Annotated in this window: 25 protein-coding genes; 8 read left to right on the top strand and 17 right to left on the bottom strand. The window is 57.9% G+C overall.

Annotated elements, in window-relative coordinates:
- Nucleotides 1-41: 41 nt before the first annotated feature.
- The 3 genes from KHA84_RS05050 to KHA84_RS05040 are packed head-to-tail and all read right to left on the bottom strand — an operon-like array spanning nt 42 to nt 3,374.
- The gene (locus KHA84_RS05050; protein ID WP_213422446.1) at nt 42-809 is read right to left on the bottom strand and encodes a dimethylarginine dimethylaminohydrolase family protein; all 768 of its coding nucleotides are present in this window, start codon (nt 807-809) and stop codon (nt 42-44) included.
- Nucleotides 810-840: 31 nt separating this feature from the next.
- Nucleotides 841-2,502, bottom strand: coding sequence for a M20/M25/M40 family metallo-hydrolase (locus KHA84_RS05045; RefSeq protein WP_419465581.1), 1,662 nt, complete (start codon nt 2,500-2,502; stop codon nt 841-843).
- On the bottom strand, nt 2,499-3,374 hold the full coding sequence (locus KHA84_RS05040) for a dimethylarginine dimethylaminohydrolase family protein (RefSeq protein ID WP_213422445.1): 876 nt from the start codon (nt 3,372-3,374) through the stop codon (nt 2,499-2,501). The genes KHA84_RS05045 and KHA84_RS05040 overlap by 4 nt, the downstream gene beginning before the upstream one ends.
- Nucleotides 3,375-3,514: 140 nt before the next feature.
- On the opposite strand from KHA84_RS05040, the gene KHA84_RS05035 reads away from it, so the two are divergent.
- Nucleotides 3,515-4,246: an IclR family transcriptional regulator gene (locus KHA84_RS05035; RefSeq protein WP_213422444.1), complete on the top strand. Its 732-nt coding sequence runs from the start codon at nt 3,515-3,517 to the stop codon at nt 4,244-4,246.
- A gap of 87 nt (nt 4,247-4,333) precedes the next feature.
- On the opposite strand, the gene KHA84_RS05030 is transcribed toward KHA84_RS05035, so the two are convergent.
- From KHA84_RS05030 to KHA84_RS05020, 3 genes are all read right to left on the bottom strand, one after another.
- Nucleotides 4,334-5,872, bottom strand: coding sequence for an AbgT family transporter (locus tag KHA84_RS05030; protein ID WP_213422443.1), 1,539 nt, complete (start codon nt 5,870-5,872; stop codon nt 4,334-4,336).
- A gap of 291 nt (nt 5,873-6,163) precedes the next feature.
- The gene (locus KHA84_RS05025) at nt 6,164-7,204 is read right to left on the bottom strand and encodes a M14 family zinc carboxypeptidase (RefSeq protein ID WP_213422442.1); all 1,041 of its coding nucleotides are present in this window, start codon (nt 7,202-7,204) and stop codon (nt 6,164-6,166) included.
- Nucleotides 7,205-7,408: 204 nt separating this feature from the next.
- Nucleotides 7,409-8,599, bottom strand: a complete 1,191-nt coding sequence (locus KHA84_RS05020; protein ID WP_213422441.1) for a M14 family zinc carboxypeptidase — start codon at nt 8,597-8,599, stop codon at nt 7,409-7,411.
- 341 nt (nt 8,600-8,940) lie between these two features.
- On the opposite strand from KHA84_RS05020, the gene KHA84_RS05015 reads away from it, so the two are divergent.
- Complete coding sequence (locus KHA84_RS05015) at nt 8,941-9,933, top strand: nuclease-related domain-containing protein (protein ID WP_336511092.1); 993 nt, start codon at nt 8,941-8,943, stop codon at nt 9,931-9,933.
- Between the two features lie 145 nt (nt 9,934-10,078).
- Here KHA84_RS05015 and KHA84_RS05010 read toward each other — a convergent pair whose 3' ends face one another.
- The 11 genes from KHA84_RS05010 to KHA84_RS04960 form a co-directional block, all read right to left on the bottom strand.
- On the bottom strand, nt 10,079-10,909 hold the full coding sequence (locus KHA84_RS05010; protein WP_213422439.1) for an undecaprenyl-diphosphate phosphatase: 831 nt from the start codon (nt 10,907-10,909) through the stop codon (nt 10,079-10,081).
- 6 nt (nt 10,910-10,915) lie between these two features.
- The gene (locus tag KHA84_RS05005; RefSeq protein WP_213422438.1) at nt 10,916-11,527 is read right to left on the bottom strand and encodes a DedA family protein; all 612 of its coding nucleotides are present in this window, start codon (nt 11,525-11,527) and stop codon (nt 10,916-10,918) included.
- Nucleotides 11,528-11,682: 155 nt separating this feature from the next.
- Nucleotides 11,683-12,987 (bottom strand): DUF4139 domain-containing protein, encoded by a 1,305-nt coding sequence (locus tag KHA84_RS05000; RefSeq protein WP_213422437.1) that lies wholly within the window; start codon nt 12,985-12,987, stop codon nt 11,683-11,685.
- Between the two features lie 92 nt (nt 12,988-13,079).
- Nucleotides 13,080-14,291: a M20 metallopeptidase family protein gene (locus KHA84_RS04995; RefSeq protein ID WP_213422436.1), complete on the bottom strand. Its 1,212-nt coding sequence runs from the start codon at nt 14,289-14,291 to the stop codon at nt 13,080-13,082.
- Between the two features lie 51 nt (nt 14,292-14,342).
- A complete protein-coding gene (locus KHA84_RS04990) occupies nt 14,343-15,761 on the bottom strand; it encodes a YfcC family protein (RefSeq protein WP_213422435.1) in 1,419 nt (472 codons plus the stop codon).
- Nucleotides 15,762-15,986: 225 nt separating this feature from the next.
- Nucleotides 15,987-16,382, bottom strand: a complete 396-nt coding sequence (locus KHA84_RS04985; RefSeq protein ID WP_213422434.1) for a hypothetical protein — start codon at nt 16,380-16,382, stop codon at nt 15,987-15,989.
- Nucleotides 16,383-16,415: 33 nt separating this feature from the next.
- Complete coding sequence (locus tag KHA84_RS04980; RefSeq protein ID WP_213422433.1) at nt 16,416-18,029, bottom strand: long-chain fatty acid--CoA ligase; 1,614 nt, start codon at nt 18,027-18,029, stop codon at nt 16,416-16,418.
- A gap of 159 nt (nt 18,030-18,188) precedes the next feature.
- Complete coding sequence (locus KHA84_RS04975; RefSeq protein WP_213422432.1) at nt 18,189-19,172, bottom strand: CaiB/BaiF CoA transferase family protein; 984 nt, start codon at nt 19,170-19,172, stop codon at nt 18,189-18,191.
- Nucleotides 19,169-20,335 carry an acyl-CoA dehydrogenase family protein gene (locus tag KHA84_RS04970; RefSeq protein ID WP_213422431.1) on the bottom strand — a complete coding sequence of 389 codons (1,167 nt, stop codon included), beginning with the start codon at nt 20,333-20,335 and terminating at the stop codon, nt 19,169-19,171. The genes KHA84_RS04975 and KHA84_RS04970 overlap by 4 nt, the downstream gene beginning before the upstream one ends.
- Nucleotides 20,336-20,496: 161 nt before the next feature.
- Nucleotides 20,497-21,267 (bottom strand): 3-hydroxyacyl-CoA dehydrogenase, encoded by a 771-nt coding sequence (locus tag KHA84_RS04965; RefSeq protein ID WP_213422430.1) that lies wholly within the window; start codon nt 21,265-21,267, stop codon nt 20,497-20,499.
- A gap of 46 nt (nt 21,268-21,313) precedes the next feature.
- Nucleotides 21,314-22,459, bottom strand: coding sequence for a thiolase family protein (locus KHA84_RS04960; protein ID WP_213422429.1), 1,146 nt, complete (start codon nt 22,457-22,459; stop codon nt 21,314-21,316).
- Nucleotides 22,460-22,672: 213 nt separating this feature from the next.
- Here KHA84_RS04960 and KHA84_RS04955 point away from each other — a divergent pair, with 213 nt between their 5' ends.
- The 6 genes from KHA84_RS04955 to KHA84_RS04930 all read left to right on the top strand — a co-directional run bounded on the left by KHA84_RS04955 (nt 22,673) and on the right by KHA84_RS04930 (nt 26,529).
- Nucleotides 22,673-23,017 carry a lmo0954 family membrane protein gene (locus KHA84_RS04955; RefSeq protein WP_213422428.1) on the top strand — a complete coding sequence of 115 codons (345 nt, stop codon included), beginning with the start codon at nt 22,673-22,675 and terminating at the stop codon, nt 23,015-23,017.
- A 23-nt stretch (nt 23,018-23,040) separates the two neighbouring features.
- The gene (locus KHA84_RS04950) at nt 23,041-23,691 is read left to right on the top strand and encodes a PspA/IM30 family protein (RefSeq protein ID WP_213422427.1); all 651 of its coding nucleotides are present in this window, start codon (nt 23,041-23,043) and stop codon (nt 23,689-23,691) included.
- 135 nt (nt 23,692-23,826) lie between these two features.
- Nucleotides 23,827-24,525 (top strand): cell wall-active antibiotics response protein LiaF, encoded by a 699-nt coding sequence (gene liaF, locus KHA84_RS04945; RefSeq protein WP_213422426.1) that lies wholly within the window; start codon nt 23,827-23,829, stop codon nt 24,523-24,525.
- Complete coding sequence (locus KHA84_RS04940; protein WP_213422425.1) at nt 24,522-25,634, top strand: sensor histidine kinase; 1,113 nt, start codon at nt 24,522-24,524, stop codon at nt 25,632-25,634. Before liaF ends, KHA84_RS04940 begins: the two co-directional genes overlap by 4 nt.
- Nucleotides 25,631-26,260, top strand: a complete 630-nt coding sequence (locus KHA84_RS04935; protein ID WP_213422424.1) for a response regulator — start codon at nt 25,631-25,633, stop codon at nt 26,258-26,260. Before KHA84_RS04940 ends, KHA84_RS04935 begins: the two co-directional genes overlap by 4 nt.
- 41 nt (nt 26,261-26,301) lie before the next feature.
- Nucleotides 26,302-26,529 (top strand): hypothetical protein, encoded by a 228-nt coding sequence (locus tag KHA84_RS04930; protein WP_213422423.1) that lies wholly within the window; start codon nt 26,302-26,304, stop codon nt 26,527-26,529.
- The last annotated feature ends 60 nt before the right edge of the window (nt 26,530-26,589 follow it).

Raw genomic sequence — 26,589 nt, 5'->3', positions numbered from 1 at the left:
CCGCATCCCTCCTGGTGTGCGGGCTTTTCTTGATGCAGCAATCAGAACCGTAGTGACAGGCAGCTCAGGCCGCCATCCTGCTTACGGATTTCGCTCATTTCCAGCTCGACCGTCTGGTAGCCGGCTTCCTCGATTTTGCGTTTGGTCTCCGGGTAACCGGCCGGGATGATGACGTGATCGTTCACACGGATGCAGTTCGCGGAGTATTCGTCTTCTTTGCCGATGACGATTTGGTTGTAGTCCGCAAAGGCCGGATGCCCGATGAATTCGCCGGCGACGACCATGTTGTTGTTGCCGAGGTAGGCGATGCCCGTCTTCAGATGGAAGAATTCCTTGAGCGGCAAGATATCGGCCCCGTAGCCTTCCTTCTCGAGAATCTCCTTGAGCTGGCGGGCCCCTTCTTCGTTTGTCCGCTCCGACAAACCGATGTAGAACCGGTTGTCCGCCTGGAGGACATCGCCGCCGTCCAGATAACCCGGGGCTTCGATGCGGTGGAACTTGTCGTAGAAGTTTTTCAGTGCTTCCTCGATCGCTTCTTTTTCCCCATTGCGGGAGTCTGCGCCCGGGTTGGCGATCACGGCAAATTCCTTGGTGAGAACAGCCGGGTCTTCGACAAAAACGGAGTCCGGATACTGTTCATCCGCCGGCAGCGCGGTGACTTCAACGCCGCAGGTTTTGAGCGCTTCCACGTAGGCATTGTGCTGTTCGACCACCTTATCATAGTCGGGCGTGCCGAGGTCGGACGTGGTCAGGCCATTTACATAGCTTTTTGCAGGTGCCTTGACGATGACGTTCTGGAATTGGGACATGGAGGATTTTCCTTTCCGGATGTGATTGTTTTTAGTTTTGTTTCTTCTTGTCGATGAACAGTTCGCGGATGAGCGTTTCCAGCATGATCGGGAGCCTCCTGAAGGCGCTGTCGATATGGAGCCGTTCGGTGCGCTGGTGGGCATCGCGGCCGAGCGGGCCGATGTTCAGGACGGGAGCCTGCAAGTGCTTCATGCCTTCAAACGGGATGCTGTATGTGTCTCCCCATACAGGCGTGTTCCGCTCGTAGGCCACCCAGCCGTCGCCGTCGTCTTTGTAGTTGACATAGCTCAGGTCGCAGATGCCGTTGAAGTAGTGGACCTGGCCCAGGTCGCTTCCGAGCGAGCGTGCAGTTTCCTGCATTAGCGTGACCGCCTGCCTGACGAGCGGGTCTTCCGTCGAGTTGACCGCCGGGTAATAAGGCGGCGCGTACAACAGGACGATTGCCGGCGCCAGTTCCTGGCATTCGATCATGAGCCGGTCGGCCACCGCAAAGCTTTGCTCACGCTCGTCGCTTCCCGCCTTTTCGATCGCTTCCGCCTTCAGTTTCCGGACAGCATCCGCCCCGAGCTTTTCTTCTGCATGGGCGACAATCTGCTCGTACCGGTAGAAGCTGACCTCACCGATCCCGCCCACGCCGTTGCGGCGGCACAGTTCGCGGTAAGCGGTGTTGCACGCGGATGCCGCGTCTCTTGCAGCCTGATCGAACGTCTCCATCACATCTGCCGCCGTGCGTTTGTACAGGAAAACATTGTAGAGCGCGGCTGCGCGGTACGGGGTCTGGGTGGAGTACTGGTCTTTCAGATCCCGCTGGTAAAGCGATACCGGAAGCGGTGTTTTTTCCCCATATGCCGTTTCTTCAAATAGGGCGCTGAATTCCATCTGCTGTGTCAGATAGGAAGCGATGTAGTTTGCGGTCAGCCCCTGGAGCGGTTCGCCGACGTGGGTTTCCTTGCCGTAGAACAGCGCGGCCGGCATGATTTTGCCGATCGTGCCTGAATAAATGTATTCCTTCGTGTCCCCCGGCTCCTGCGTAAAGGACGGCTCACCGTTCAGAAACAGGCTGTAGGAGAGGCCGTGTTTCCCTTCAAGATCGATCAGGACATCCACCGCCGCCCGCATCCCCGCAGAATTGACTTCTTCATCCGGAACCGTGAGGAGCAGCAGGTTCACCGGCCAATTTTCGTCGATAGCCTGTTCGACCAGCGCGAGATGTGCGGCGAGTCCCGCCTTCATGTCCATCGTGCCGCGGCCAAACAGGTACTCGCCCGATTCCAGGTCGGCACGCGCTTCATTGTGCAGCGTGTGCTTTAACTCATGAAGCTTCGCCGTCAGTTCTTCCGGCAGCGTGGACAGCGCCTGAAGGCTGCCGTATTCGTCGGTCTGGACCGTGTCGAAGTGACTGATGAGGACGACCGTATCTTCGGCATCCGGATGACTGTAAAGCGCGGTCACCGCATGGCGGCCGAGGCCGGCGTCATGAAGCCCGACCAGGTCAGGGTGTTGCGAAAAATACGGCATGTCGCGGAGTTTGGTCTCAAGCCGCTGTGCAAACAGCCGCTCCCCCTCCGTAAGCGTCCTGCTGTCCCAGCTTACAAGCTCGCAAAGAAGCGCGCGGCGCGCTTCAGGTGAATCCCATCGGCGTCCCATCGTCTGTTCCCCCTTGCTGGATTGCTTTTCATAAATCAGCGTCATGGCTGTCTCACCACCGGGCAGGTCAGGCACGTCGGCCCGCCGGTTCCTTTGTAGGAGATTTCGTCTCCTTTGTATTCATACACCGTGGCACCGGCTTCCTCGAGGCCCGCTTTCGTCACCGGATTGCCCGCCGGAATCATCACGATGCGCGGGGCAAGCGCCAGCACGTTGCAGCCGAGGTTGTCATACTCTCCCTGCGGAACTTCGACCAGCCGGACCCCGCTCTCGATAAGTCGCTGGCGGAGAAACACCGGCATGAGCGGCGAATAAACGACGGCGAGGTCCTTGTCGACGATGCTGAGGAAAGACATCAGGTGCAGACACTCCGCCTCCCCGCGGTCATGAGGGAGCTGAACTTCGATGAATTCATCAACGAAAGGCGCCGTGATTTCCCGCAGCTGGCGGATCGCTTCATCATTCGTCCGGTAACCCCTGCCGACCGCAATCGTACGGTCATCGATCCAGACGATATCCCCGCCGTCGGAAACGGCGTCACCTTCGAGCTCGCCGATGACCGGGATTCCCTTTTCCTCGAGGAACCTTTTGTAGACGGGTGCTTCCGGCTGCCGCAGCTCTTTGCCGGATTTCAGAATGATCGCTCCCGCCGGCGTGAACTTGACCGGATCATGGGCATAGAGGGAATCGAGTCCCGTTTCTGCTGCCTCCGGCAAATAATCAATTTGCGGAACATGCTTTTCCAGGATTGCGAGGAATGTTTCGTATTCACGGAGCGCTTCCTGATAATCCGGAACACTCGCGTAGTTGAATGTCCGCCAGTGTTCATCAAGATGCTCCTGGCTCTTGAAGGCCTCTTGCGGCCGCTTGACGATGACCCGTTGAAGAGGGTGATACATCGACGATAGATAGGACATGGGATTGGCCCTCCTTTTCCGTTGTACGGAAACTGATTTCATTGATTGGAAACTTGTTATTCTCAATATAGGCATTCGGTGCTATACTGTCAATGTATTTTGAAATTTCCGTTTGGCGGAAAAGTGAGGGGTCACCATCCATGCAGGCACTTGAACGATCAATGAAAATAGCGGAAATTTTATCGGACGCCGAACAAGGAGGAATGAGCATTTCCGAGCTGTCCGGCCGGAGCGGACTTGCGCTCAGCACGATGCACCGGATCCTTCAGGGAATGGCACGACAGCGGATGGTCGAGCAGGACGAGCATTCCAAGCTGTACCGTCTCGGTCCGGTCTGGATGGAATACGGCCTGCGCCTCTATGATTCGATGGACTACGTCACGAAGATCCGTCCCGAACTCGAGCAGCTGGCGCGGGAAGTCAAGGAAAGCGTCTATCTGAGCCGGCCATCCGGCAATGAGGCGATTGTCATGGAGCGCATCGACAGCGAGGAGAATCCAATCCGCATCAATGACCCGCTCGGCATCCGGATCCCTCTCCATATCGGAGCGGCCAACAAGGCGATCCTGGCGGCCATGCCGGCGGACCGCGCCAGGCGGATCGTCGAAAACCTTGTTCCTGAAGAAAAGCGGGACGAATTTTACATCATGCTTCAGCAAATCCGTGAAACCGGCTTTGCCGAAAGCCACGGCGAACGCACTCCCGGCACCGCTTCCGTCGCCGTTGCCGTCAAAGACGGGCTCGGCGAAGTGATCGGCGCCGTGTCGATCGGCTTCCTCGACTACGAGCTGGAGGAGGAGCGGCTTGCTTACCTGTCGGAGAAAGTCAAAGAAGCGGGTGACCGGATCGGGAGGAAACTCGGAGCGGGGTGAGGGGTTCTTAACACTCGGGGCATCTTACTTAACTTCATCCCAAACACAGCAAAACCCCCTCGCCGGAGCGAGGGGGATTCCCTATGATCAGTTTCCGTTGTAGTAGATCGGTGCATCCGGTCCGAGCGGGAGGCCGAGAAGCATCCAGATGATGAGGACGGCCGACCAGACGAACAGGAACGCCATGGAGTATGGGAACATCGTGGAGACGAGTGTTCCGATCCCCATTTTCTTGTCGTACTTTTGCGCGAACGCGATGATGATCGCAAAGTACGTCATGAGCGGCGAGATGATGTTCGTTGAGGAGTCCGCGACGCGGTACGCCATCTGCGTAAGCTCCGGCGAGTAGCCGAGCTGCATCATGATCGGAACGAAAATCGGCGCCATCATGGCCCACTTCGCGGAAGCGGAACCGATGAACAGGTTGATGAACGCGGCAATCGCGATAAACAGCAGGACGAGCGGAATGCCGTCGAGCTTGATGCTCTGCAGGAATTCTGCGCCGTACACACCGAGGACGAGGCCCATGCCCGACTCGGAGAAGTAAGCGACGAACTGGGCAGCGGTGAAGCTGAGGACGATGAACATCCCCATCGACGCCATGGTTTTGCCCATCATTTCGGCGACGTCTTTGTCGCTGCGGATCGCTTTTGTGACCATCCCGTAGACCACACCCGGGATAAAGAACAGGATCGCGATGATCGGAACGAGCGAGCTCATGAACGGCGAGCGGATGATCGGCATGTCCGCCTCATCCCCGCGGAGCGGAGCACCCGGGATCAGGACGAGCAGTGCCATAAGGGCCGCTCCGACAATAACCGAGACAGTCGCCCACACAAGGCCCTTTTTCTCGACAGCCGTGAGCTTGTCCATGCTCTCGCGGAACTCGCCCTTGTATTCGCCGAGGCGCGGCTCGACGATTTTCTCTGTGATCCAAGCCCCGACGAACGTCAGGACAAAGACAGAGATGATGATGAAGTAGTAGTTCATGGCAATGTTCATGCCGTCGGCGTACGCCGGGTCGATAATGGCGGCGCCGAGAATTGTCAGCTCACCGAGGAGCGCGTCTGTTCCCGACAGGAGAAGGTTCGCGCTGAATCCGCCGGATACCCCGGCGAATGCGGCGGCCAGACCCGCGAGCGGGTGCCGGCCGAGCGCGGCGAAGATGACCGCTCCGAGCGGCGGCAGGACGACATAACCCGCATCGGATGCGACGGACGACATGACCCCTGCGAACACAAGGCCGAGGGTGATGAGGCGTTTCGGCACCGACATGACGAAGCCGCGCAGGAGCGCGGAGATGAGGCCGGAATGTTCCGCGACCCCGATGCCGAGCATCGTGAGGAGCACGACGCCGAGCGGCGCAAAGCCGATGAAGTTATCGGTCATGCTCGTGAATATGTAGTGGATTCCCTCTTTATTGAGAAGGTTCTTGACCTCGATAATCTCCCCTTCTTTGCCCGGGTGCTCTACCGAGATGCCGAAGGACGAGACGATTGCGGAAAGGATGAGAACGAGAAGTGCCAGCCCGGCAAACAGTGTAACCGGATGGGGCAGCTTGTTCCCGACCGTTTCGATCGTATCGAGGAATTTTTGGACGAACCCTTTTTTCTTGGTCGCTTCCATGTTTTCTCCTTTCTTAGATGACAAATAATATTCAGTCATTTTAGCGTTCGGAAAATTACGCTTTGGTCAGTATATCGCGGACTGCGCTAGAATTGAAGGCGTTTTCAATATGTTCTAATTGGGGGAATTGATCGAACCTTTGCAATCGGCGTACTGTCCAGAGGCAACCCGGCCAGGCTGAAGGGAGGGAATTTGCTTCATACTCGCGGCAGTTTCCTTAATTTTCACTTGCTGTTTTCAACCTCCGCCCATCAGGAAAGCTCCTGCCCGGGGGCAGGAGCTTCCATTTTATCACTCGTCTTCTTCGGATTGGCGGGTACTCTGTTCAGCGAGCGTGTCCCAGAATGACGTATCTTTTGATTCGATAGAGCCGTCTGCAATTGCCCGGACCGTTGCATCAAGCGTCGTGATCGTCTGCTTGATCAGGTAGCCGTTGCTCTTCTGGCCGAGGACATACGGCTCGTATTCGTGGTCGGACATGCCGCGCATTTCAAAGAGGAGCGTGGAAATACCGTATTCGACCGCAATGCCGTTGCGGGAGATCGTCTCGGCCGTGCCGCCGACGTACTTGCCGAGGTGTCCCCAGCCTGTGGAGTCAACAGCGTCAAAGACGACCGCTCCCAGCTTCTTTGAACCCTCGAGTACGTCAGGGTCAACGTTCGGTGTTGTCGGATAGAGGATCGAGCCAGATACGAGCTCTCCGTCACGTTCGCTGCGTGCCCCCTGATGATGCAAATCGATCATATAATCGATGTCATACTTCTGCATGACATTAAAGTGCAGCGCCTGTGTTTCCGGCTGGATCTTCGTGACGTGGTCGCGGTTCAGGTCGATGCCGAGCGCATTGTAGCGCGTCAGATGGCGGTCCCCGGAAGCGACATAGTCATCCAGCGAGAAGTCGACATCTCCCATCGCCCCGTCCGGATTCAGCATCGGCACGATCAGGATGTTGACGTTGTCCGTCACGCCCTTCATCTTGCCCGTTCCGAGGTGCTTGATGAACTCAAGCGCGCCTTCCGTCGTCAGCTGCTCGTTGCCGTGCTGCTGTGTCAGGAAGAGGATCGTCGGGTTTTCAGGGTTCTTCATGTACTTCACGAGGTACAGGTCGCGGCCCTTGACCGACTGGCCGATCACTTCGAGCTCCATATCCTTCTGCTTGGCCTCCTGCTTCTGCAGGTATGACGCCATCTCGCTGTACGTATGGAGAATCGACGTGTTGATCGTCTCATTTCCCCCGTAGTTTGGCCCGTTCCCTACTGCGTCCGCCTGCAATGGCGCTGCACTCAGAACAAGCGCGCCTGCGGCAACAAGTGAAATCATCGCTTTCTTCATGTCCCCACTCCCCCTTCAAATATCTATCTCTATCGTACACCCCAAAAGTAACCGCTTCCATATGACGTTGGACGGGTTTCCGGACCTGTCCTGAGGGTCTTTACGAACCCTTTTGGAAAGAAAAGATGGGCCTTTTTCCCTCTCCTGTTGTCCTGTCTGAAGGAAAAAAGGAGCCCGGCGGCTGCCGGGCTTCCCTCATCTCTATTATTCCGCCGGGCGGTAAGCAGTCAGCGGGATATCCTCGTAATCTTCAGGGTCCAGGTCATGGACGGATCCGTCGGCGACAGCATTCACGATGCCGAGAAGGCCGGTCTCTACTGCCTTCACGAGCTGGCCGCGCTTTTTCTGGCCGAACGACTGGGTCTGGCCGGTCACTTCAAACAGGACGGTGCCGCTGCCGTTCAGCGCATACGAGCCGAGCGCCGTGCCGGGCAGGTCAAGCCCCTGCGAGTAAAGCGTGATGTTGTTGAAGATCGAATTGCCCTTGGCCTGGAGTGCATCATAGGCGGCGACGTTCAGCTGGCGCGAGAAATCGTAGTTGTACGTGTCCGCATACTCGGCGTAATCCGCGCCTTCAGGGCTCGACGGGTCCGGGACAAACTGCGCCGACAGCGACAGCGTCACTTCGTCGGACGTACCCTCGACGTAGTAGACCCCCTGGTGGTGCAGGTCGATGAAGACGTCGACTTTACCGAACTCTTCGACGAGCGACTTGTATACGTCACGCGACGTCTGCGATTCAGGTGTGATGAACCAGCCCGGGTCGGACGAGCTTCCCGGGAAGTCCTCCGGCTGCGGCACGTAGTCGAGATCCGGGTTGAAGTCACGGTTCACGTCGAAGCCGGGGTTTTTGCTGTAGTCATAGTTTTGCTGGACGCGGTCGTCCAGGTAGTTCCACGACGGCTGTGCTCCGCTGAGCTGAGGGAAGTCCTCGACCACGTCCGCCCACGTCATCGTGTTGCGGCGCTTGTCCCCTTCTGATGCATCCGGGTTCATCATCGGCATGAAGACGAACGTGATCTCTTCACGGAGCTGCTCGGCATAAGGCGAGCTACCCGACACCGTCTTCAGGAGATTCAGGATCGCATCGGTCCCGGTCTTTTCATTGCCGTGGATTTCACTTTGGATGAGGACGACTTTGTCCCCGGAACCGACTCGTGCCGTATAGATATCGCGGCCCTGGTTCGACTGACCCGCCACGTCAACCGAAACCAGCCCCTTGCTCGTCTGCTCGATCTGCTGGAGCTTTTTCGTCAGCTCCGCATAATCGGTGAACCCCTTGATTGAAAACTCATGATGAGACTCTTCCTTCGCAAGCGTCTCCCCCGGTGCTGCAGGCAGGGCAATCCCTGCCGCCATGGCGATCGCCGCCGTCACGCCAACCCACTTCTTCATCTATCCCCACACTCCTTCAAAATAAGTTCAACGCCAGCATAGCAAGGTTCGCAGAATCGCTCAATACTTGTTCCAATTTTCAGTCATATAGATACAGAGCGCTGTCGAATCGTTGGGAAAAGAAGTGCCGAACGGAGTGGTGGCGGGGTGATCCGATAGGCTGAATCGGCGAGTCATTTCGTAGTTCGAAATAAATATCGCATGGGTCCAACCGCTCATTTTACATGGGCAAAATCGAATCCTGGACTCCTTTAGCTGCGCAAAATTGAAAAACGGCCAAACCCTCGCCGCATAGCGGTTTCCGCCCCTCTTTCAGGCTTGGAAATTCCGTGGTATGGTGAGTGAAAATAAGAGGGACGGTGGGGGAAATCACGATAAAAGGGGCGACTTACTGGAACGTATTTGCACACGATCGCTTGCTATGCCTGCTTCCGGTCTGGGAGCCGAAACGGAACGAACTGGAGACGCAGCAGAAAAACCGCAAGGCCGGCCAGGCGGGTGAGGAGCGGGTTATGGAAGTGATCCGTTCATCTGGGTTGCCGAATGACTGTTTGGTTCTGTCCGACATCAGCTTAGAGATCATCCCGGGTGTAACCATCCAGATGGATGCACTAGTCCTGACGCCTGCCATCATTCTGATTTTTGAAACCAAACAAGTTGCAGGCCGCTTGCGCTTCGTCCGAAATCCTGCGCAACTTGAGAAAGTGGAGGACGGCAAGATCATCCTTTCCATGGACTGTCCCGCCGCCCAATTCGAGGACCAGCGGGCAAGCTTGGAAACGTGGCTCCGGATGAGGGGATTTTTCATTCCGATCGGCGGTTCGGTCGTCTTCACAACCAATCCGATCATCGAAACAATTCCACAAGGGCTCCCGGTCATCAAACTCCGTGAATTGCGTGGTTTCATTGCAAAATCTTTGCAATTCACCCCCGTCATAAGTGTGCATGAAGTGGAAGTGCTGGCCAACACGATCCGTTCAAGCCTTTCTCCCTACATTCCGTTTCCCCTGTTCGGGAAATATGGGTTTGAATCTGAAAAGTTTGACTGGGGCCCCAGGTGCGACTGCGGCAACCTTCTTGATAAGACGTCCGAGATGACTTGGTCGTGCCGCCCTTGTGAGCTGGTTATCAAAGATCCGTATGTAAAAACCTTGTTGACCTGGTTTCTGCTGCGTAGCAAAACCATTACAGTAAAGCAATTCTGCTTGATTTTTCAGTGCTCAAGGAGAACCGGGGTACGGGTGCTTAATCGGCTCCCGCTCATGAGAAAGGGGAACGCCCGGTCGACTTATTATGAGATCGACTATCGACAACTTAATCTCTTTGAGTGGTGAATGTCTCGATAGTGCCCGCGAATGTCTCGATACAACCTATGAATGTCTCAATACCGCGCCTGAATGTCTCGATACCGCCCCTGAATGTCTCGATACGCCACTGCCCACACAAAAACCCCGCCGAAGCGGGGTTTTCACATTCACCTCACATCCACACAATCCATGCCAGGACCGCGGCGATGACGAGGCGGTAGATGGCGAATGGGGTGAGTTTGATGCGGTCGATGAGTTTGAGGAAGAATTTGATCGACAGGAGGGCGAAGACGAACGCGCTCACGAAGCCGACGATGTAGAACGACAGGTAGTCCATCGACATCATGTCCATGTTTTTCACGACGGAGACGAGGCTCGCGCCGGCCATGATCGGGACGGCCATGATGAAGGTGAAGTCGGCGGCTGTTTTATGGTTCAGTCCGAACAGGACGCCGCCGGAGATGGTCGCGCCGGAGCGCGAGAAGCCCGGCCATAGCGAGAGGCACTGGACGAGGCCAATCGAGAAGGCCTGTTTATATGTCAGCTGGTCAAGCGACGTGACTCGCGGAGTTTTCGGGCCGAATTTATCGGCCGCGATCATGAGGATCGCTCCGGCGACGAGCGCCCAGATGACGGTCTCCACGCTGAACAGGTGGTCGTCGATAAAGTCCTTGAATGCGAAGCCGAGCACGACCGCCGGCAGCATGCCGATGATGACGTGCATCAGGTTGAACCGTGTGCTTCCGCCTTCGCGCGTTTCCACCTGGTACAGCCCGATCAGGCTGAACAGGCGCTTCCAGAATACGAAGACGACGGCCAGGATCGATCCGAGCTGGATGACGATCTTGAACGTGTTCGCCGGGTACTTCCCGAGGAACTCCTCCGTCTTTAGCCACATGTCGTCGACGATGATCAGGTGGCCGGTCGAGGAAACCGGCGCAAACTCCGTCATCCCTTCGACGAAGCCCAAAATGATTGCTTTTAACAGGTCAAACCAATCCATATTTCATTAAGCCCGCTTTCTTCTGAAGTTGATGTACCAGACGATTGCCGCAATCCCCAGCACAGCGATGATCGCATACGCGACATTGGAATAAACATCCATATACTCTACGATTCTTTCCCAGTTGTCCCCGACAGCCGCTCCGAGCGAGACGAGGACGGTATTCCAGATCAGGCTGCCGAGTGTCGTGAGGAGGAGGAACAAAAGGAAATTCATGTTCGACATCCCCGCCGGGAGCGAAATCAGGCTCCGGATCAGCGGCACGAGCCGGCAGAAAAACACCGTCCACGGCCCGTACTTGTCGAACCACGCATCCGCCTTATGGATGTCGTCGCGGGTCAGGCGGAGCACTCTGCCCCAGCGATCCACGATCTTCCCGAGCCGCTCCACATCAAGCAGCAGCCCGATGCCATACAGAATAACAGCGCCCGCGACGGAACCCGCCGTCGCGGCCGCGATCACCCCGATTTTCGTGAGCGAACTGGCCGTCGTCATGAACCCGCCAAACGTCAGGATCACCTCGGACGGAATCGGCGGGAACACATTCTCCAGCATGATCAGCACAAACACACCGGCATACCCGAACTGCTCCATGACGCCCGTGATCCAATTCTCCATCTGTATCCTCCAAATTTTAGCCTTTAGACAGTTTACTAGACAACCCTGTTTTTGGGAAGACGGGCCGTGCGCCGCTTTGGCCGGACGGCCTGCAGGCGGCGCGGGGCGCACTTCCGGAGTTCATAAAGACGCAGCGGGCCATGGAAGGTTCCCGGTTATTCTTCTTCCCCGGCGATGGTGATCGACCGGTCGATCCGGAGCGTGAAATGGACAGTTTCCTCGGAATTTGCCGGCACCGTAACGGGGATCAGGACGTCGCCGAACTCCCGCTCCGCCGGAAGATCCGACTCGGCGATGTCCCAGTGGCGATCATGGACCGGGTGCCGGACGATGACCGTGACTGGTACGTCCTTTGCGTTGCGGATGTTGTACATGTAGGATTCAAAGTCGTAACGGCCCTCTTTTCTCGAGGCCGTGCGCCCGGAATCCACGGTGATGTCGAATGCGCTGCCGAGGCGGAGGCGGACCCGCTCTCCCTTGGCGGTGTGCCCGATCCGGTCTTCTCCCACGAATTCCGCCGTTCCGTCTGCCGGGTTGTTCCGGTAGAACTTCACCGTCCCTTGCGGCAGCGGGAATCCGAGGCCGGCTTCTCCGGTGTTGTCAAAATCAAAGTAGATGGCCGGATTGCGGTCATACGGGCCCGCTTCATAGATGGTGCGGCCCCTCGCCCCCTCCGCTCCGATCAGCCGGACCTGCTTTTGCTGGCGGTCCTTGATCGTGACGGTGCCCGGGATCGTATAAAGATGATAATCAGCGAACGATTCGGGTTCCGGCATGCCGCGCTCCTGGATGGCGCTGTAGACCACATACGGTTCCGGCTCTTCCGCCCGGTGGACCTCACCGGCAAGCACCCGGAGCACCGCATCTTCGTACGTCATCCCCGACTCGTTCCGGAGCGTCATCCAGCCGGTCAGACTGAACGTCTCCTCGCCCCCCGATTCAGCGGGCAGCGCGATGACATAGTCCGTCTCCCACGACATCCCCTGTGTCAGATAGCTGACGCGGGCCTCGTCCGAAGCGGGCGGCTCCGCATGCCAGACAAGCGCCGGCGTCAAAATGAGCCCGCCCGGCAGCTCCGGCAGGCGGACCTGCCCTTTCGGATCAAGGACGATTTCGCCCGTCTCCAGATCCTCCACAACCATCCCGTTCGCGATGCTCAAAAGCCGGTAACGGGACCGTTTGCCGGACTCCGGGTCGATAATCGTGAGCTCTTTCCCGATATACTTCTCCAACAATTTATTCTTGTCCACGAGGTCATATTCGTAATTCATCTCCCGGATATCGAGCCCCTCTACGAGAATCGACTCCGTCTCAATCCGCTGCGCGACGTCCAGATAACGCAATACCCCATCCGCCGGAAACTCCGGCAGCTTCCTCGTTTCCTTGACCAGCGCGAACCCGTCGTTGTAGACGGTCAGCGCACGCATCACCGCATCCTTGCCTGAAATATCAGCCGGCATGGCGATTCCCCCTTTTTCCTGATTGTACCACTGGTTCCCCTCAGAATATTATTTCAACCATACGAAAAAAAATCGGGCCGGGGCCCGATTCCTTATGCATGGATCTCTTTGCTATTTTCTTCTAAAGCGGCATCCCCAAGAAAGTCGAGTACGGCTCCGATAAAGGTTTTTCCGATGTACTGGATCGAGCGTTCGTCGACATTGAACTTCGGATGATGGTGCGGGTACTCGGCGCCGATTTCCGGGTTGCCCCCGCCTGCGATAAAGTAGGTGCCCTTCACATGCTGTGTGTAGTAGGCGAAGTCTTCGCTGCCGGACATCGGCTCGACATACCGGACATTTTCAGCGCCGAAGATGGAAGCCGCCACTTTGGCGACCCGCTTTGTTTCCTCCGCGTCGTTATAAATCGACGGGCAGTCGCGGACATGGCTGAACTCATAGCCGGCACCGTTTCCTTCACACGTCGTCCTGGTCAGCCGTTCCATCGCTTCCTCAATCAGGTCGCGCACTTCAGGATCATAGGTTCGGACCGTGCCTTTCAGGACCGCTTTGTCCGGAATGACATTTGTCGCTTCACCGCTCTGGAACGAGCCGACCGTGATGACGCCCGAGCGCATCGGATTCACGCGGCGGCTGAGGATCTGCTGGAAGTTGACGACCAGCTGGCTGCCGGTCACGAGCGGATCGATCGTCGTGTGCGGCGCCGCTCCATGGCCGCCTTTGCCCAAAATCGTGATTTCAAAATCGTCCTGGGCAGAAGAGGCGTAGCCTTCCATCACCCCGACGGTGCCGAGGGGCTCATCAGACATGACGTGCGCTCCGTAAATCACATCCACCCCGTCGAGGCAGCCGTCCTGAATCATAAAGTCAGCGCCCCCAGGCGTCGTCTCCTCCGCGTGCTGGTGCAGGAAGACGACCGTGCCGGAAAGCTCATCACGGACTTCGGAAAGCACCTTGGCTACACCGAGCAGCGTCGCCGTATGGAGGTCGTGGCCGCAGGCGTGCATGACGCCAGGCACTGTCGACTTGTACGGGACCTCTTTTTCATCCTGGATCGGCAGCGCGTCAAAGTCCGCCCGCAGGGCAACCGTCCGTCCCGGCTTCCCGCCCTTGAGCGTCCCGACGACCCCGCGGCCGCCGACGCCCGTGCGGACCTCGATGCCGAGATTCCGGAGATACTCGGCGACAAACGCCGGTGTCCGCTCCTCGGTGTGTCCGACTTCCGGATGCATATGAAGGTCGCGGCGGATGGCGACCAGCTCTTCCTGAAGCTGCTCGTAACGTTCATATAATTGGTTAATCAATGGATTCACTCCTCGTTGATATACTCCTATAGTTCTCACCGCTTTTCAATGTCAAGCGGGCCAGATAAACAGATGGGCGATCGTGACAATGATGATCGCCATGACGAATTGGATGGCAAACAGCGGAGCCATCCACTTGAACCATTTCGTGATCGAAATACCTGCCATGGCGAGTGCCGCGAACAAAAGCCCGTTCGTCGGTGAGAAGATGTTCGTGATGCCGTCGCCCATCTGGAATGCGAGGACCACCGTCTGGCGGCTGACGCCAAGCAGATCGCCAAGCGGCGTCATGAGCGGCATCGTCAATGCGGCCTGGCCGCTTCCGGATGCGACGATGAGATTCATGAACGCCTGGACGACAAACATGGCACCCGCGGCCAGCACGGTCGGCAGCTCCGAGACGAGTCCGGATATGCCGTAGAGAATCGTGTCGATCGTATTGCTGTTTTCAAGAAGCGTGACGGCACCGTAGGCAAACCCGACGACGAGGGCGCCTACGATCAGCTCCTCGCATCCCCGGACGAATGCCATCGTCGTCCCGTTGATTCCCATTCGGTTCACGATGCCGATCACGATCGCCATGATGACGAACAGTGCGGAAATCTCCTGAATGTACCAGCCGTACTTGATGACACCGAATGCCAGGGTGATGAATGTGGCAAGCAGGATCAGGAGCGTGATGCCCTGTTTGCGGGTCAGCTTCATCTCCATGACGGCGGCCTTGTCTACATTGCGTTTTTTGTCTTCTTCAAACGTCACGCTCAGCTCCGGGTTCTTCTTTACCTTGGCGGCATAGCGCATGACGAAGAGGATTGATACCGTCACATAGAAGAACCAGAAGAAAATCCGCGGACCCATGCCCGAGAAGGTCGGGAGCTCGGCAATGCCCTGTGCCACGCCGACCGTGAACGGGTTCATGAACGCTGCGGTGAACCCGGTGGCAACCCCGACGATGACCACTGCGGCACCGGTCATGGAGTCAAAGCCCATCATCATCGCGAGCGGCACCAGGATCAGGATAAACGGCAGGGCTTCTTCGAACATGCCGATCGTCGCGCCCCCGATGGCGAAGAACATCATGAACACCGGGATCATCAGCATCTCCCTGCCCTCCAGCTTGCCGGAGACGGAGCCGAATGCGCCTTCGATCGCTTTCGTTTCCTTGAAGACGTTAAACGCCCCGCCGACGATGAAAATAAAGAAGACGATACCGGCGCTGGTCGTGAGGCCGGCATGGATCGCCTTGAAGATGTCCATAAATCCGGCCGGGCTGGATTCAATCTGCTGATAGGAGCCTTCCACGACCAGGGTCTGCCCTTCTTCGTTTGTCGTACGTTCATACTCGCCTGCAGGAATCAGGTAGGTACTGAGTGCCGTCAGCAGGATAACTGCGAATAGTATGGCAAATGGATGGGGAACTTCGAATTTAAATCGTTTTTTTCGGGTAGTGGTTTCTGCGATGTCGGCCACGTGCTGTCACTCCTTGAGGTCGAAGACTGTCGAATTTTGAATAAGTATAAATATAAGTGAATAAGAGTAGGCGGTCAATACGAAATCTACAGAAAATAAAAACCAACCCCCTCCTCTGATTGCATTTTCAAGAAATGGAAAAACCGGGCATCGCCCGGTTTTGTTCCTCGGTTAAGTAGATATCCGCGTTTAAGAGTGGTGAGAGTTTTCGTTGGCTCCTTGGTATTACGGACCACTAGACTTGATCTTAAACTCTGACTCTCCTGCAAAGACTTCTGCATAATCAAGTACCTTGTCTGCCACTACCGGACGTTGCTGCAGATATGACTCATCCAGGAAGACAATAAGTTGTTCCATATCTGGCCCTGCCTTGTGTCTGTAACCGGGCGTAGTTGTACGTTTAGGGGTTTCATCGAGATTTGTTCGTTCCTTAAACTCGTCCAGATCCAAGCTCTCTGGTTTTAAGTCAAAGACAAGTCGGATCTTTCCCCTTTTCAGCGCATCTGCTTGTCCCCATTTGTAACCATGGCGATTACGAAACGTGAAGCCTGCGCCTTTTAATGCGGTTGTTTTGGTGGAACAACCAATCTGTTTTTCGAGTGTGTATTTCAGTTTTCGCAAAAATTCTTGTGTATCCAGTTATTATTCCTCCCTTTACACCGTCTGCCCCAGCTGTTCGCGCAGTTTCGCCTTGAGGAACTTGCCGACGGAGGTTTTCGGGATTTCGTCGATGAAGACGACGTTGTCCGGGACCCACCATTTGGCGAATTGGCCTTCGAGGTAGTCGAGAAGCTCCTGCTTTTTCTCATCGGTCCGGCCGATTCCGTCTTTCAGGACAACGCAGGCGAGCGGGCGCTCGAGCCACTTTTCGTGCGGGACGGCGATGACGGCAGCTTCGAAGACGTCTTCATGGGTCATGAGGGCGTTTTCCAAGTCGACCGAGGAGATCCACTCGCCGCCCGACTTGATCAGGTCCTTGGTCCGGTCGGTGATTTTGATATAGCCTTCCGGTGTCATGACGGCGATGTCGCCGGTGTACAGCCAACCGTCGCGGAAGGCGTCCTGTGTGCGCTCGTCCTTGTAGTATTCGTCCGCGATCCACGGGCCGCGGACGGTCAGCTCGCCCATCGTCTTGCCGTCCCACGGCACTTCGCCCTGTTCGTTGACCACACGGGTGTCGATTCCTGCGATGGTCATGCCCTGCGACGCGCGAAGGTCGAGCTTTTCTTCCGCCGGCCGGTCTTCCACGGAAGACGTGTAGTTTGACAAGCTGACGAGCGGAGACGTTTCGGTCATGCCGTAGCCGACGATGAACGGGATGCCGTACTTTTCCTCGAACGCCCTGATCAGGCCCTTCGGCGATGCCGAGCCGCCGCAGACGATGGCCCGGAGTGAGCTGATGTCGCGCGGTTTCTTTTCGAGCGCCTTCAGTACGCCAAGCCAGATGGTCGGCACGCCGGCGGTGAGCGTGACTTTTTCCTGCTCGATCAGGTCAAGCAGGACCTCCGGATTGAATCCGCCCGGCCCCGGAAGTACCTGTGTGGTACCGAAGAAAACACCGGCGAACGGCATGCCCCATGCGTTTGCGTGGAACATCGGAACGACCGACAGCGCGATGTCCCGCTCCGAAATTCCCATACTGTCCACCAGCCCGAGCGCGTAGCTGTGCAAAACGAGCCCGCGGTGGGAGTAGACGACGCCCTTCGGATTGCCGGTCGTGGCGCTTGTGTAGCACATCCCGGCAGGCGTGTTTTCGTCGAGATCATCCGGGAACTCGAAGTCGTCCGACGCTTTTGCCATGAGCGCCTCATAGGAATGGACGTTTTCCAGAGCGGTGTCCGGAAGCTTGTCCGAATCCGACATGACGACGATGTGCCTGACCGTCTTGAACTGTGGCGCGAGCTTTTCGATCAGCGGGAACAGGTCATCATCGACAAGCAGAATCTCATCTTCCGCGTGGTTGATGACATAGACGATATGTTCCGGCGACAGACGGATGTTGATCATGTGCAGGATCGCGCCGGCGCACGGGACGCCGAAGTAGGCTTCCAGATGCCGGTGCGTGTTCCAGGCAAATGAGCCGACCTTCGTCCCCCGCTCCATGCCGAGCGCAGTCAGCAGTGACGCGAGCTTGCGGGTGCGCTTCGCGAATTCGCGGTACGGGATGCGGTGCGTCTGTGTCGCGGTCTTTGAGATGATCTCCTTGTCCGGGAAATACCGCTCCGCGCGGTCCACGAACGTCTTCAAGAGCAACGGCGTCTTCATCATATATAATCCATCTCCTTTTGTTTGGCGGATTGGCGATGGTGATGGTCTGGTTGCAGGTGGTGCTGCATGGGACTGAGTTTGAAGATTAGGTCTTCGAGTTTGAAGATTACACTCCCGGGTTTGAAGATTAGGCCCCCGGGTTTGAAGATTACGTCACGCTCAGCGCTTCTTCCAGTGCGGGTGGTCCTCAAGCTCGCCCGGACGGAGAACCGGGGTCAGGCAGAAGTCGGTCCGGAGCGAGACATCGAGCCAGTGGCTGAGAGGTTCCGCTTGGAAGTAGCGGGCGACTTCTTCATGGACATCGTCCCGTTCCTTCCATTCCGGGTGGCCCGCAAAGTCGCAGAAGGCGTGCCAGAACTTGTCCTCGAGCGCGCCGAGCGCTACGTATCGGCCGTCGGCGGTCGGGTAGATGGCATATCGGGCGCGGGAGCCGTCGAGGTCGGGCACTCCGCCGTCAGACAATCCGGCTTCCTCAAATGCCTGGTGGACGCTCTGCCAATGCGTGAGCCCATCGGTGATGGAGACGTCGAGACGAGCGCCTTCCCCGGTCTTCATTTTCCGGACAAGCGCGGCAAGGACGGCTTCCGCGACAAAGTGCCCGCCGGCAAAGTCGGCCAGCGTGTTTTTCGGCTGGACCGGCCGGCCGCTTTCATCGGTCAGCTGTGACAGGACGCCCGACAGCGCCAGGTAATTCAAGTCGTGGCTGCCGGCCTTGGCGTAATTGCCTTCCAGGCCATAGCCGGTCATTGAGCAATAGATGAGGCCGGGGTTGAGTCCGAACAGCTCGTCCTCGCCGAAGCCGAGCCGCCCGAGCGTGCCGGGACGGAACGATTCGATCAGGACGTCAGCCTCCTTGATCAGTTCCTTCATCCGCGTGCGGCCTTCATCCGACTTCAGGTCAAGCTCCACGATGGTCTTGCCGGCGTTTTTCTTTTCATGGATGAGCCCTCCGGCAAAGCGGCGGGCGGGTTCCCCGCCGGGCGGCTCGACCTTTGTGACATCGGCGCCCATTTCGGCGAGGCGGTAACTCGAATAGGGTCCCGGCAAATAATATGTCACGTCCAGTACTTTTATGCCTTCGAGGAAGCTGCCGCCTGGAGGGCGGACGGAAGGATGAGTGCGCATTTCACTCTTGCTGGTCATGTCTTTTTTCCTCCTGAGAGCCCCATGTTTTTCGCGATGATTGTTTTCATGATTTCGTTCGTGCCTGCGTAGATCGACATGACCGGGATATCGCGGTACCAGCGGGCGATCTTGTATTCTTCCATATAACCGTAGCCACCGTGGAGCTGCATGCACTCGGCCGCGGCCTTCCGTGCGGTTTCGGTGATCCAGTACTTCGCCATCGATACCTTCGTCACGATGTCCTTGCCGGCGAGATGGTCGGCAATCAGCGACTCGAGAAACGCCTTGCCAAGTTCGGCTTCCGTCGCGAGCTCCGCCAGCTTGAACTGCGTGTTCTGGAACGAGGCGACCGGCCGGCCGAACGCTTCGCGGGATTTGACATAGTCGATGGTGATTTCGAGCATGTCCTCCATCGCGGTTTGGGCGCCGATTGCGACGGTGAGCCGCTCTTGCTGCAGCTTTTCCATCATGTAATGGAAGCCCTTGCCTTCTTCTCCGAGCAGGTTCGAAACCGGAACGCGGCAGTCCTCGAAATAAAGCTCCGCCGTGTCCTGTGAATACATGCCGACCTTGTCGAGTTTCCGGCCTTTCGTGAAGCCGGGGGTCCCTTCTTCAATAAGAAGCAAACTCACGCCGCGATGTTTCGGCTCCGCCTTCGGATCGGTCTTTACCGCGACCAGCGCCAAGTTCGTATTGATCCCGTTCGTGATAAACGTCTTCTGGCCGTTCACGACGTAATGGCCGCCGTCTTTGATCGCTGTCGTCTTGATGTTGGCCAGGTCGGAACCGGTCCCGGGTTCGGTCATGGCGATTGAAGTGATGTAGTCTCCCTTCACGCAGCCCGGCAAGTAGCGTTTTTTCTGTTCGTCGGTCCCGTACGCTTCGATGTACGGCACGACGATGTCATTGTGCAGCCCGACACCGGTGAGCCCGGCGCCGACCCGCTCCATTTCCTCTTCGATCACGACACCAAAACTGAAATCCAGGACGAGCCCGCCGTACTTTTCTTCCACCTGCGGGCAGAGGAACCCGAGCTCCCCAAGCTTTTTCCAGAACGACTTCGGAATCAAGTGATCCTGTTCCCATTGTTCATAATGCGGCACCGCTTCTTTTTCGAGAAACTTCCGGAGCGACTCCCGGAACAGATCATGCTCTTCCGTCTCCCAGTGATAACGCGGCATGGCGACCACTCCCTTCTTTGTATATGGGTTGGTTGGGGCGGGTGGATCGGATTTGCGACGGCAGCGGGTGGTTTTGCGGCGGCAACCCGCTGATTCGCGACCGCAACCCTTGAGTTCGCGACCGCAACTCCCAATTTCGCGACCGCTCCCTCCAATGCCCCTTACTTCGGCTGCATCCGGATGGCGCCGTCCAGGCGGATGACGGTACCGTTCAGCATGCGGTTTGTGACGATCGATTCGACGAGCCGGGCGTATTCTTCCGGCTGGCCGAGGCGTTTCGGGAACGGCACCATCTGTTCGAGAGCGGTGCGGGCATTGTCCGGCAGGCCATCGAACATCGGTGTATTGATGAGGCCCGGGGCGATCGTCATGACTCGGATGCCGTACGCCGCGAGTTCGCGGGCGATCGGGAGCGTCATGCCGGCGACGCCGCCTTTGGATGCGCTGTAGGCGACCTGGCCGATCTGGCCTTCGAATGCGGCGACGGAGGCGGTGTTGATGATGACACCGCGTTCGCCATCTTGTCCGGGCTCGTTGTCCGTCATGGCATCAGCGGCGAGGCGGATCACGTTGAATGTGCCTGTCAGGTTGACACGGATCACCTGCTCGAACTGCTCCAGCGGGTGGACGCCTTTTCTGCCGATCAGCTTGCCCGGCGTACCGATGCCGGCGCAGTTGACGACCGTGTTGAGCCCCCCCATTGCTTGTTTCGCGGCTGCCACGTTTGACGCGACGGCTTCCCCGCCGGCGACGTCCGTCTGATAAAAGAAGGCGCTGCCTTCCCCAAGCTCGGATGCGTACGCCGCGCCTTTTTCTTCATTCACATCGAAGATGGCGACCTTGCCGCCGGCTTCGATGATCCGTTTTGCGGTCGCGCCGCCGAGGCCCGATGCCCCGCCGGTGACGATCGCCTTTACGTTGTTCATGTCCATCCCGAATCCCCCTTTTTCTGACTGAACGCTCATTCACGCCATCCCGTCATTCTTCATCCAATCGCTCAATCACCGTAGCATTCGCCATCCCCATGCCTTCGCAGATCGCAAGCAGGCCGTATCGTCCGCCGGTCCGCTCCAGGCGGTTCAAGAGTGTGACGAGCAGTTTTGTTCCCGTCGCGCCGAGCGGGTGGCCGAGCGCGATGGCGCCTCCGTCCACGTTCAGCTTTTCCGGGTCCCCCCCGGTCTCCTTGAGCCACGCAAGCGGAACAGGCGCGAACGCTTCATTCACCTCATACGTATCCATGTCCCCGATCTCCAGTCCGGCTTTCTTCAATACTTTCTCCGTCGCGGCAATCGGTCCCGTCAGCATCAATGTCGGGTCGGATCCGACAACGGAACGCGCGACGATGCGTGCTTTCGGCTTGAGTCCAAGCTCATCCGCTTTTTCGCGGGACATAAGGAGCACCGCGGAGGCGCCGTCGCTCATCTGGCTGGCATTGCCGGCCGTGATGACGCCGTCTTCCTTGAATACCGTCTTGAGCCCTCCGAGCACGTCAGGAGTCGAGCCTTCGCGCGGGCCTTCATCCGTGTCAAACAAGTTGCCGTCCGCTGTCTCCACAGGAACGATCTCGTCCTTGAACCGGCCTTCTCCGATCGCCGCAAAAGCGCGTTCGTGGCTTTTCGCACTGTATTCGTCAAGCTCCCGGCGGCTCATGCCCCATTTTTCCGCGATGCGTTCAGCGGACAGCCCCTGGTTGATGATTTCGTATTGCGATGTCAGCTTCTCGCTCGGCTTCGCGTCCCCGACATTCGAGAACATCGGCTCGCGCGTCATGCTTTCAACGCCGCCCGCGATGACGATGTCCATGTCGCCCGCGGCAATCGCCTGTGCGCCGAAGTGGACCGCCTGCTGGCTTGATCCGCACTGGCGGTCGATCGTGACGCCCGGCACCTCGATCGGGAATCCCGCGATCAGTGCAGATGTCCTGGCAATGTTGCCTCCCTGTTCGCCCGACTGTGTCACGCAGCCGAGGATCACATCTTCCACCTGTTCCTTCCCGACACCCGCGCGTGTCACAAGTTCATCCAATACGACCGCCGCCAGTTCATCTGGACGGGTGCCGGAAAGCGCCCCCTTGCGCCTGCCGACTGCCGTACGCACGCCTTCGACAATCACAACTTCTCTCATTCTCTCTCCCCCTTTATCACAATAGAAAGACTATTCTTGAAAGAATCGTATCATGAAAACGCTCTCAACGTCCATATCATTCGGCGTCCGGATGGACATACATGTCCGAGCGAAAATCAGCCTCAAGACCTAGACGGAAATCAACACGCAGCCCGTTCGGAAAACCTGAGTTCCTGCCTACAATAAGGTTAACAACGAAAGGAGGCGGAAACCTTGAAGAAATTTCTGCTGATCACCATCGGAATCATCGCAGGGATCACCGTCCTTGCCAACCTCGGCGCGATCATCGGTCTCGCCATCTCAGCCGCCATCATGTATGCCGGTTACCACTACTACAAGAGGAGCACTTCCGGCTTCGCGCGTTTTTGCTGGGCAGCGGTCGGCATCATCGGCCTCTTGACTGCCATCGGCAACATCCCGGCATTTGTCGGCCTGCTCGCCATCGCAGCGCTCTGGTATGTATACCAGAAGTGGAATGCCCGTGAAGCGGTCCTGTTCGAAACCGACAGTGACCCGTTCGCCAACTTCGAGCGCGAGTGGAAAAATATCACGAAATAAGATCCCACCGAGGAGGAATCGCTATGCATTCACTGTTTAACCGCATCAAGTACAGCGTCCAGGCCGATCTTCATGAACTACTGGACAAAAAGGAAGAAAAAAACCCCGTCTCCCTTCTGAATGAATACCTCCGCCAGGCGGAAAAACAGACCGAAGCGACTGGCCGTCTGCTGGACCGGCAGGCGAAGCTGAAAGAGGAACTGGAAAAGGAACGAAAAGATGCGGCATCCATGCTTGAAAAACGCCGCGGACAGCTGGGGATTGCAGAGAAAGCGGGCGTGGACGATCTCGTCGCCTTTGCCCAGGATGAAATCCGCGCTTATGGCAACCGCGTCGACGAACTCGACCGCACGCTTGCCGAGACGGATGCCGAACTGATCGGCCTCGAGCGCAAGTACGAAGAAATGAAACATAAGATTAAGGACATGAAAGTGCGCCAGCTCCAGCTGATGGGCAAAGAGAATGTGACGCGCGCCCACCGCCGCATGGACCAGGTGATCCAGGATGAAAGCAGCGGTATGGCCCCTTATTCCGAAATGAAGGCGTACGTCGAGCAGCTCGGCGGCAAGATCGAGAAGGAACACAGCCATGACACGATGGAGCGCCGGCTGGACGCGCTCACCATCATCGAACAGGCGGAGAACGCCGGAAAAGCCGATCAGGAGACCGTCTGACGGGGACATCGGCGCCAAGATTTTGTAAGATGGGAAGGGGGATCTCCCCCTTCCCTTAACATTAGCCTAAGATTAGCGGGACGGGCGGCTGCCCGCTCCGCTTGATCCTTAAATCGCCCGAAAGGAGTCCGCGCCATGCATGTGTCGTCCGACCAGATCCGTTTTATCCTCGTTGCATTTGTGCTGCTCGTGTTTGTCGAGGCGGCGTTTTTCCAGGACGGCAGCATCATCTTTGTCCTTATCGGCGGCGCGCTGGCCTATTTCGGTTTCCGGCACCGCAACAAATGGCTTCTCTGGACGGGCGTCTTCTTTCTCGGAATCGCGGTGCTGTCGCTCTGGAGCCTGCGGCTGCTCGTGTTCGGCGTGCTCGTCTACATTTTCCTGAGCCTCTGGAAAGGCGTGCCGGCAGAGGAAATCACCCGGCCGCTCCGGGAAGCGCGCACCGAGACACCGAACGGCATCCTGAAAAACCGCCTGTTCTCCGTCCAGTCGACCCCGTTCAGCTCCTACGAATGGGAAGACGTGCATATCCAGGGGCTGTTCGGGGATATCCACGTCGATGTCACGGAGACGGTCCTTCCCAAGGGGACATCGCTCATCTCCATCCGACAGGGCATCGGCAAGGTCCGGGTCGACGTGCCGTACGAGATCCCGGTCCGCGTGCACTACACGACGCTTCTCGGCGACTCCCGGCTGTTCGGCCGTCACCAGAACCGCCTGTTCAACGAACAGCTTCACATGAAGGATGGCTACGGCGCGGAAGAACCCCCGGCATCCGAGCTGATCATCACGATTGCCACCTGGTTCGGGGACGTGGAGGTGATGCGGAAATGAGGCATTTGCTCACACGCGGGGTTGCCCTGTCCACCCTGTTCCTTGCCGTTTCGGCAGGAATCCTCTTCCTTCTGCTCGGCGTCCCGGATGAAGACTGGTGGTTTCTCATCAAAGAAGAGCGGTACGGCCTCCCGGCTGCCGTTTGGATTGCGGCCGGTTCATTTGCCGCGGGCTGGCTGATTGCCTTCTGGGCGTCCGGCCTTGTCCGCTCGAGCATCCGCGCGGTCGAGCGGCGGCTGTACGGCCTGCTTGAGACGGCTCCGGCCAAAAAGCCGCGAAAGCTTCCCCGCCCGACCGAGCGTGCGGTCGGCGAAGTGGAGAGCCTTCTCACCACCCAGCGCGAGCGGCTCAAGGAGATTTCCGACAAGCGGGCGGAAAACCAGGAACAGATGGTCCAGGAGCGGCTTGTCCAGGAACGCCAGCGGCTTGCCCGCGAGCTGCACGACTCCGTCTCCCAGCAACTGTTCGCCGCCTCGATGCTGTTGTCCGCAATGGCGGAGCGTGAACGTGCCGAGACCGGCTCGACGTCGCGAACGCTCGGACAGGTTGAGAAAACCGTCCAGCAGGCGCAGGTCGAGATGCGGGCGCTGCTCCTCCATCTCCGTCCGGCACCGCTCAATGATAAGACACTGTCGGAAGGACTCCGCGGCCTCCTGCACGAATTGGATGAAAAGGTCCACTTCACGATCCGCGGACGCATCGAGGACGTTCCGCTTTCCAAGGGCGCCGAGGACCATCTGTTCCGGATCGCGCAGGAAACGCTGTCAAACACGCTCCGCCATGCCAAGGCGACCGAGCTCGACGTGCTGTTCGTCGAGCGGGACGGCCTCGCGATTTTCCGTGTGCAGGACAATGGCGTCGGTTTCCGCGACGGCGACGGCAAAAGCGGATCCTACGGCCTGCGCAATGTGCGCGAGCGCGCCGTCGAAATCGGCGGCACGTGCAAGATCGTCTCGGTGCCGTCGCAGGGAACAATCGTCGAAGTGAAGCTTCCGGTGACGCGTCCAGAAGAAGACGGCCAGCCGGAAACAAAAGCGGAAACCGCCCCTCTTCCCCATACAGAGGAAAAGGCGGACGGCCAACCGGAAGAAACGGAGGAAACGAAATGATCCGGGTACTGCTTGCGGATGACCACGAAATGGTGCGGATCGGCGTGTCCGCCTACCTTCAGGTCCAGCCCGACATGGAAGTGGTCGGCGAGGCCTCGAACGGGCGCGAGGCGGTCGAGCTCGCGCTCCGGCTGCGGCCGGACATCATCCTGATGGACATGGTCATGCTGGAGATGAACGGCGCGGAGGCGACGGCCGCCATCATGAAGGCATGGCCGGAGGCGAAGATCATGGTCGTCACGAGCTTCCTCGATGACGACAAGGTGTACCCGGCGCTTGAGGCCGGCGCGTCCAGCTACATCCTGAAGACTTCCAAGGCGTCGCGCATTGCCGATGCCATCCGCGACACACTCGGCGGGCGGACGGTGCTCGAGCCCGAGGTGACGACAAAGATGATGCAGCGCATGCGCGGCACGGAGCGCGCTCCGCACGACGAGCTCACCGCGCGGGAGATGGAGATTCTGCTTCTCATCGCAAAGGGCAGGACGAACCAGGACATTTCCGACGAGCTGTTCATCGCCCTCAAGACGGTCAAGACGCATGTTTCGAACATCCTCTCGAAGCTCGGCGTCGACGACCGCACGCAGGCCGCGGTGTACGCCTATCAGAACGGCCTCGCGGAATAAGAAAATCCGCGGCCCGGCCGCGGAAAAGCAGGTGCATGTGATTGAACAACAACAACAACAACCAGAATTCAGCATTCATCCCGGTGGCGCTCATTTTGCTGATTGCCGCCATCCTGTTCCTGAACGTCGTCCTCCCCGCGCTTTCTTTCCGGTGGATGATGGTCATCATCATCCACCGGCAAGGAAGCGCGGGGAGGACGACGGTCAGGAACAGGCTGGCGGGCAGCAGAACACGGGGAACCAACAGGACGGAAGAGGCCGGCTGGTAGGTGGGGTGGTGGCGGCGGCAGAGGCACGGGTGGCGCCGAGGAGGCGAGAGTGAGCTTCCG

Source organism: Bhargavaea massiliensis (assembly GCF_018390575.1).
Classification (GTDB): domain Bacteria; phylum Bacillota; class Bacilli; order Bacillales_A; family Planococcaceae; genus Bhargavaea; species Bhargavaea massiliensis.
Note: the sequence above shows the minus strand (reverse complement) of the source record. Positions and strands in the feature narration are given on the sequence as shown.

Bases quoted from the DNA above. Each gene is read 5' to 3' on its own strand.
- KHA84_RS05050 (WP_213422446.1), bottom strand. From the start codon at position 809: ATGTCCCAATTCCAGAACGTCATCGTCAAGGCACCTGCAAAAAGCTAT.
- KHA84_RS05045 (WP_419465581.1), bottom strand. From the start codon at position 2,502: ATGACGCTGATTTATGAAAAGCAATCCAGCAAGGGGGAACAGACGATG.
- KHA84_RS05040 (WP_213422445.1), bottom strand. From the start codon at position 3,374: ATGTCCTATCTATCGTCGATGTATCACCCTCTTCAACGGGTCATCGTC.
- KHA84_RS05035 (WP_213422444.1), top strand. From the start codon at position 3,515: ATGCAGGCACTTGAACGATCAATGAAAATAGCGGAAATTTTATCGGAC.
- KHA84_RS05030 (WP_213422443.1), bottom strand. From the start codon at position 5,872: ATGGAAGCGACCAAGAAAAAAGGGTTCGTCCAAAAATTCCTCGATACG.
- KHA84_RS05025 (WP_213422442.1), bottom strand. From the start codon at position 7,204: ATGAAGAAAGCGATGATTTCACTTGTTGCCGCAGGCGCGCTTGTTCTG.
- KHA84_RS05020 (WP_213422441.1), bottom strand. From the start codon at position 8,599: ATGAAGAAGTGGGTTGGCGTGACGGCGGCGATCGCCATGGCGGCAGGG.
- KHA84_RS05010 (WP_213422439.1), bottom strand. From the start codon at position 10,909: ATGGATTGGTTTGACCTGTTAAAAGCAATCATTTTGGGCTTCGTCGAA.
- KHA84_RS05005 (WP_213422438.1), bottom strand. From the start codon at position 11,527: ATGGAGAATTGGATCACGGGCGTCATGGAGCAGTTCGGGTATGCCGGT.
- KHA84_RS05000 (WP_213422437.1), bottom strand. From the start codon at position 12,987: ATGCCGGCTGATATTTCAGGCAAGGATGCGGTGATGCGTGCGCTGACC.
- KHA84_RS04980 (WP_213422433.1), bottom strand. From the start codon at position 18,029: ATGATGAAGACGCCGTTGCTCTTGAAGACGTTCGTGGACCGCGCGGAG.
- KHA84_RS04975 (WP_213422432.1), bottom strand. From the start codon at position 19,172: ATGACCAGCAAGAGTGAAATGCGCACTCATCCTTCCGTCCGCCCTCCA.
- KHA84_RS04970 (WP_213422431.1), bottom strand. From the start codon at position 20,335: ATGCCGCGTTATCACTGGGAGACGGAAGAGCATGATCTGTTCCGGGAG.
- KHA84_RS04965 (WP_213422430.1), bottom strand. From the start codon at position 21,267: ATGGACATGAACAACGTAAAGGCGATCGTCACCGGCGGGGCATCGGGC.
- KHA84_RS04960 (WP_213422429.1), bottom strand. From the start codon at position 22,459: ATGAGAGAAGTTGTGATTGTCGAAGGCGTGCGTACGGCAGTCGGCAGG.
- KHA84_RS04950 (WP_213422427.1), top strand. From the start codon at position 23,041: ATGCATTCACTGTTTAACCGCATCAAGTACAGCGTCCAGGCCGATCTT.
- liaF (WP_213422426.1), top strand. From the start codon at position 23,827: ATGCATGTGTCGTCCGACCAGATCCGTTTTATCCTCGTTGCATTTGTG.
- KHA84_RS04940 (WP_213422425.1), top strand. From the start codon at position 24,522: ATGAGGCATTTGCTCACACGCGGGGTTGCCCTGTCCACCCTGTTCCTT.
- KHA84_RS04935 (WP_213422424.1), top strand. From the start codon at position 25,631: ATGATCCGGGTACTGCTTGCGGATGACCACGAAATGGTGCGGATCGGC.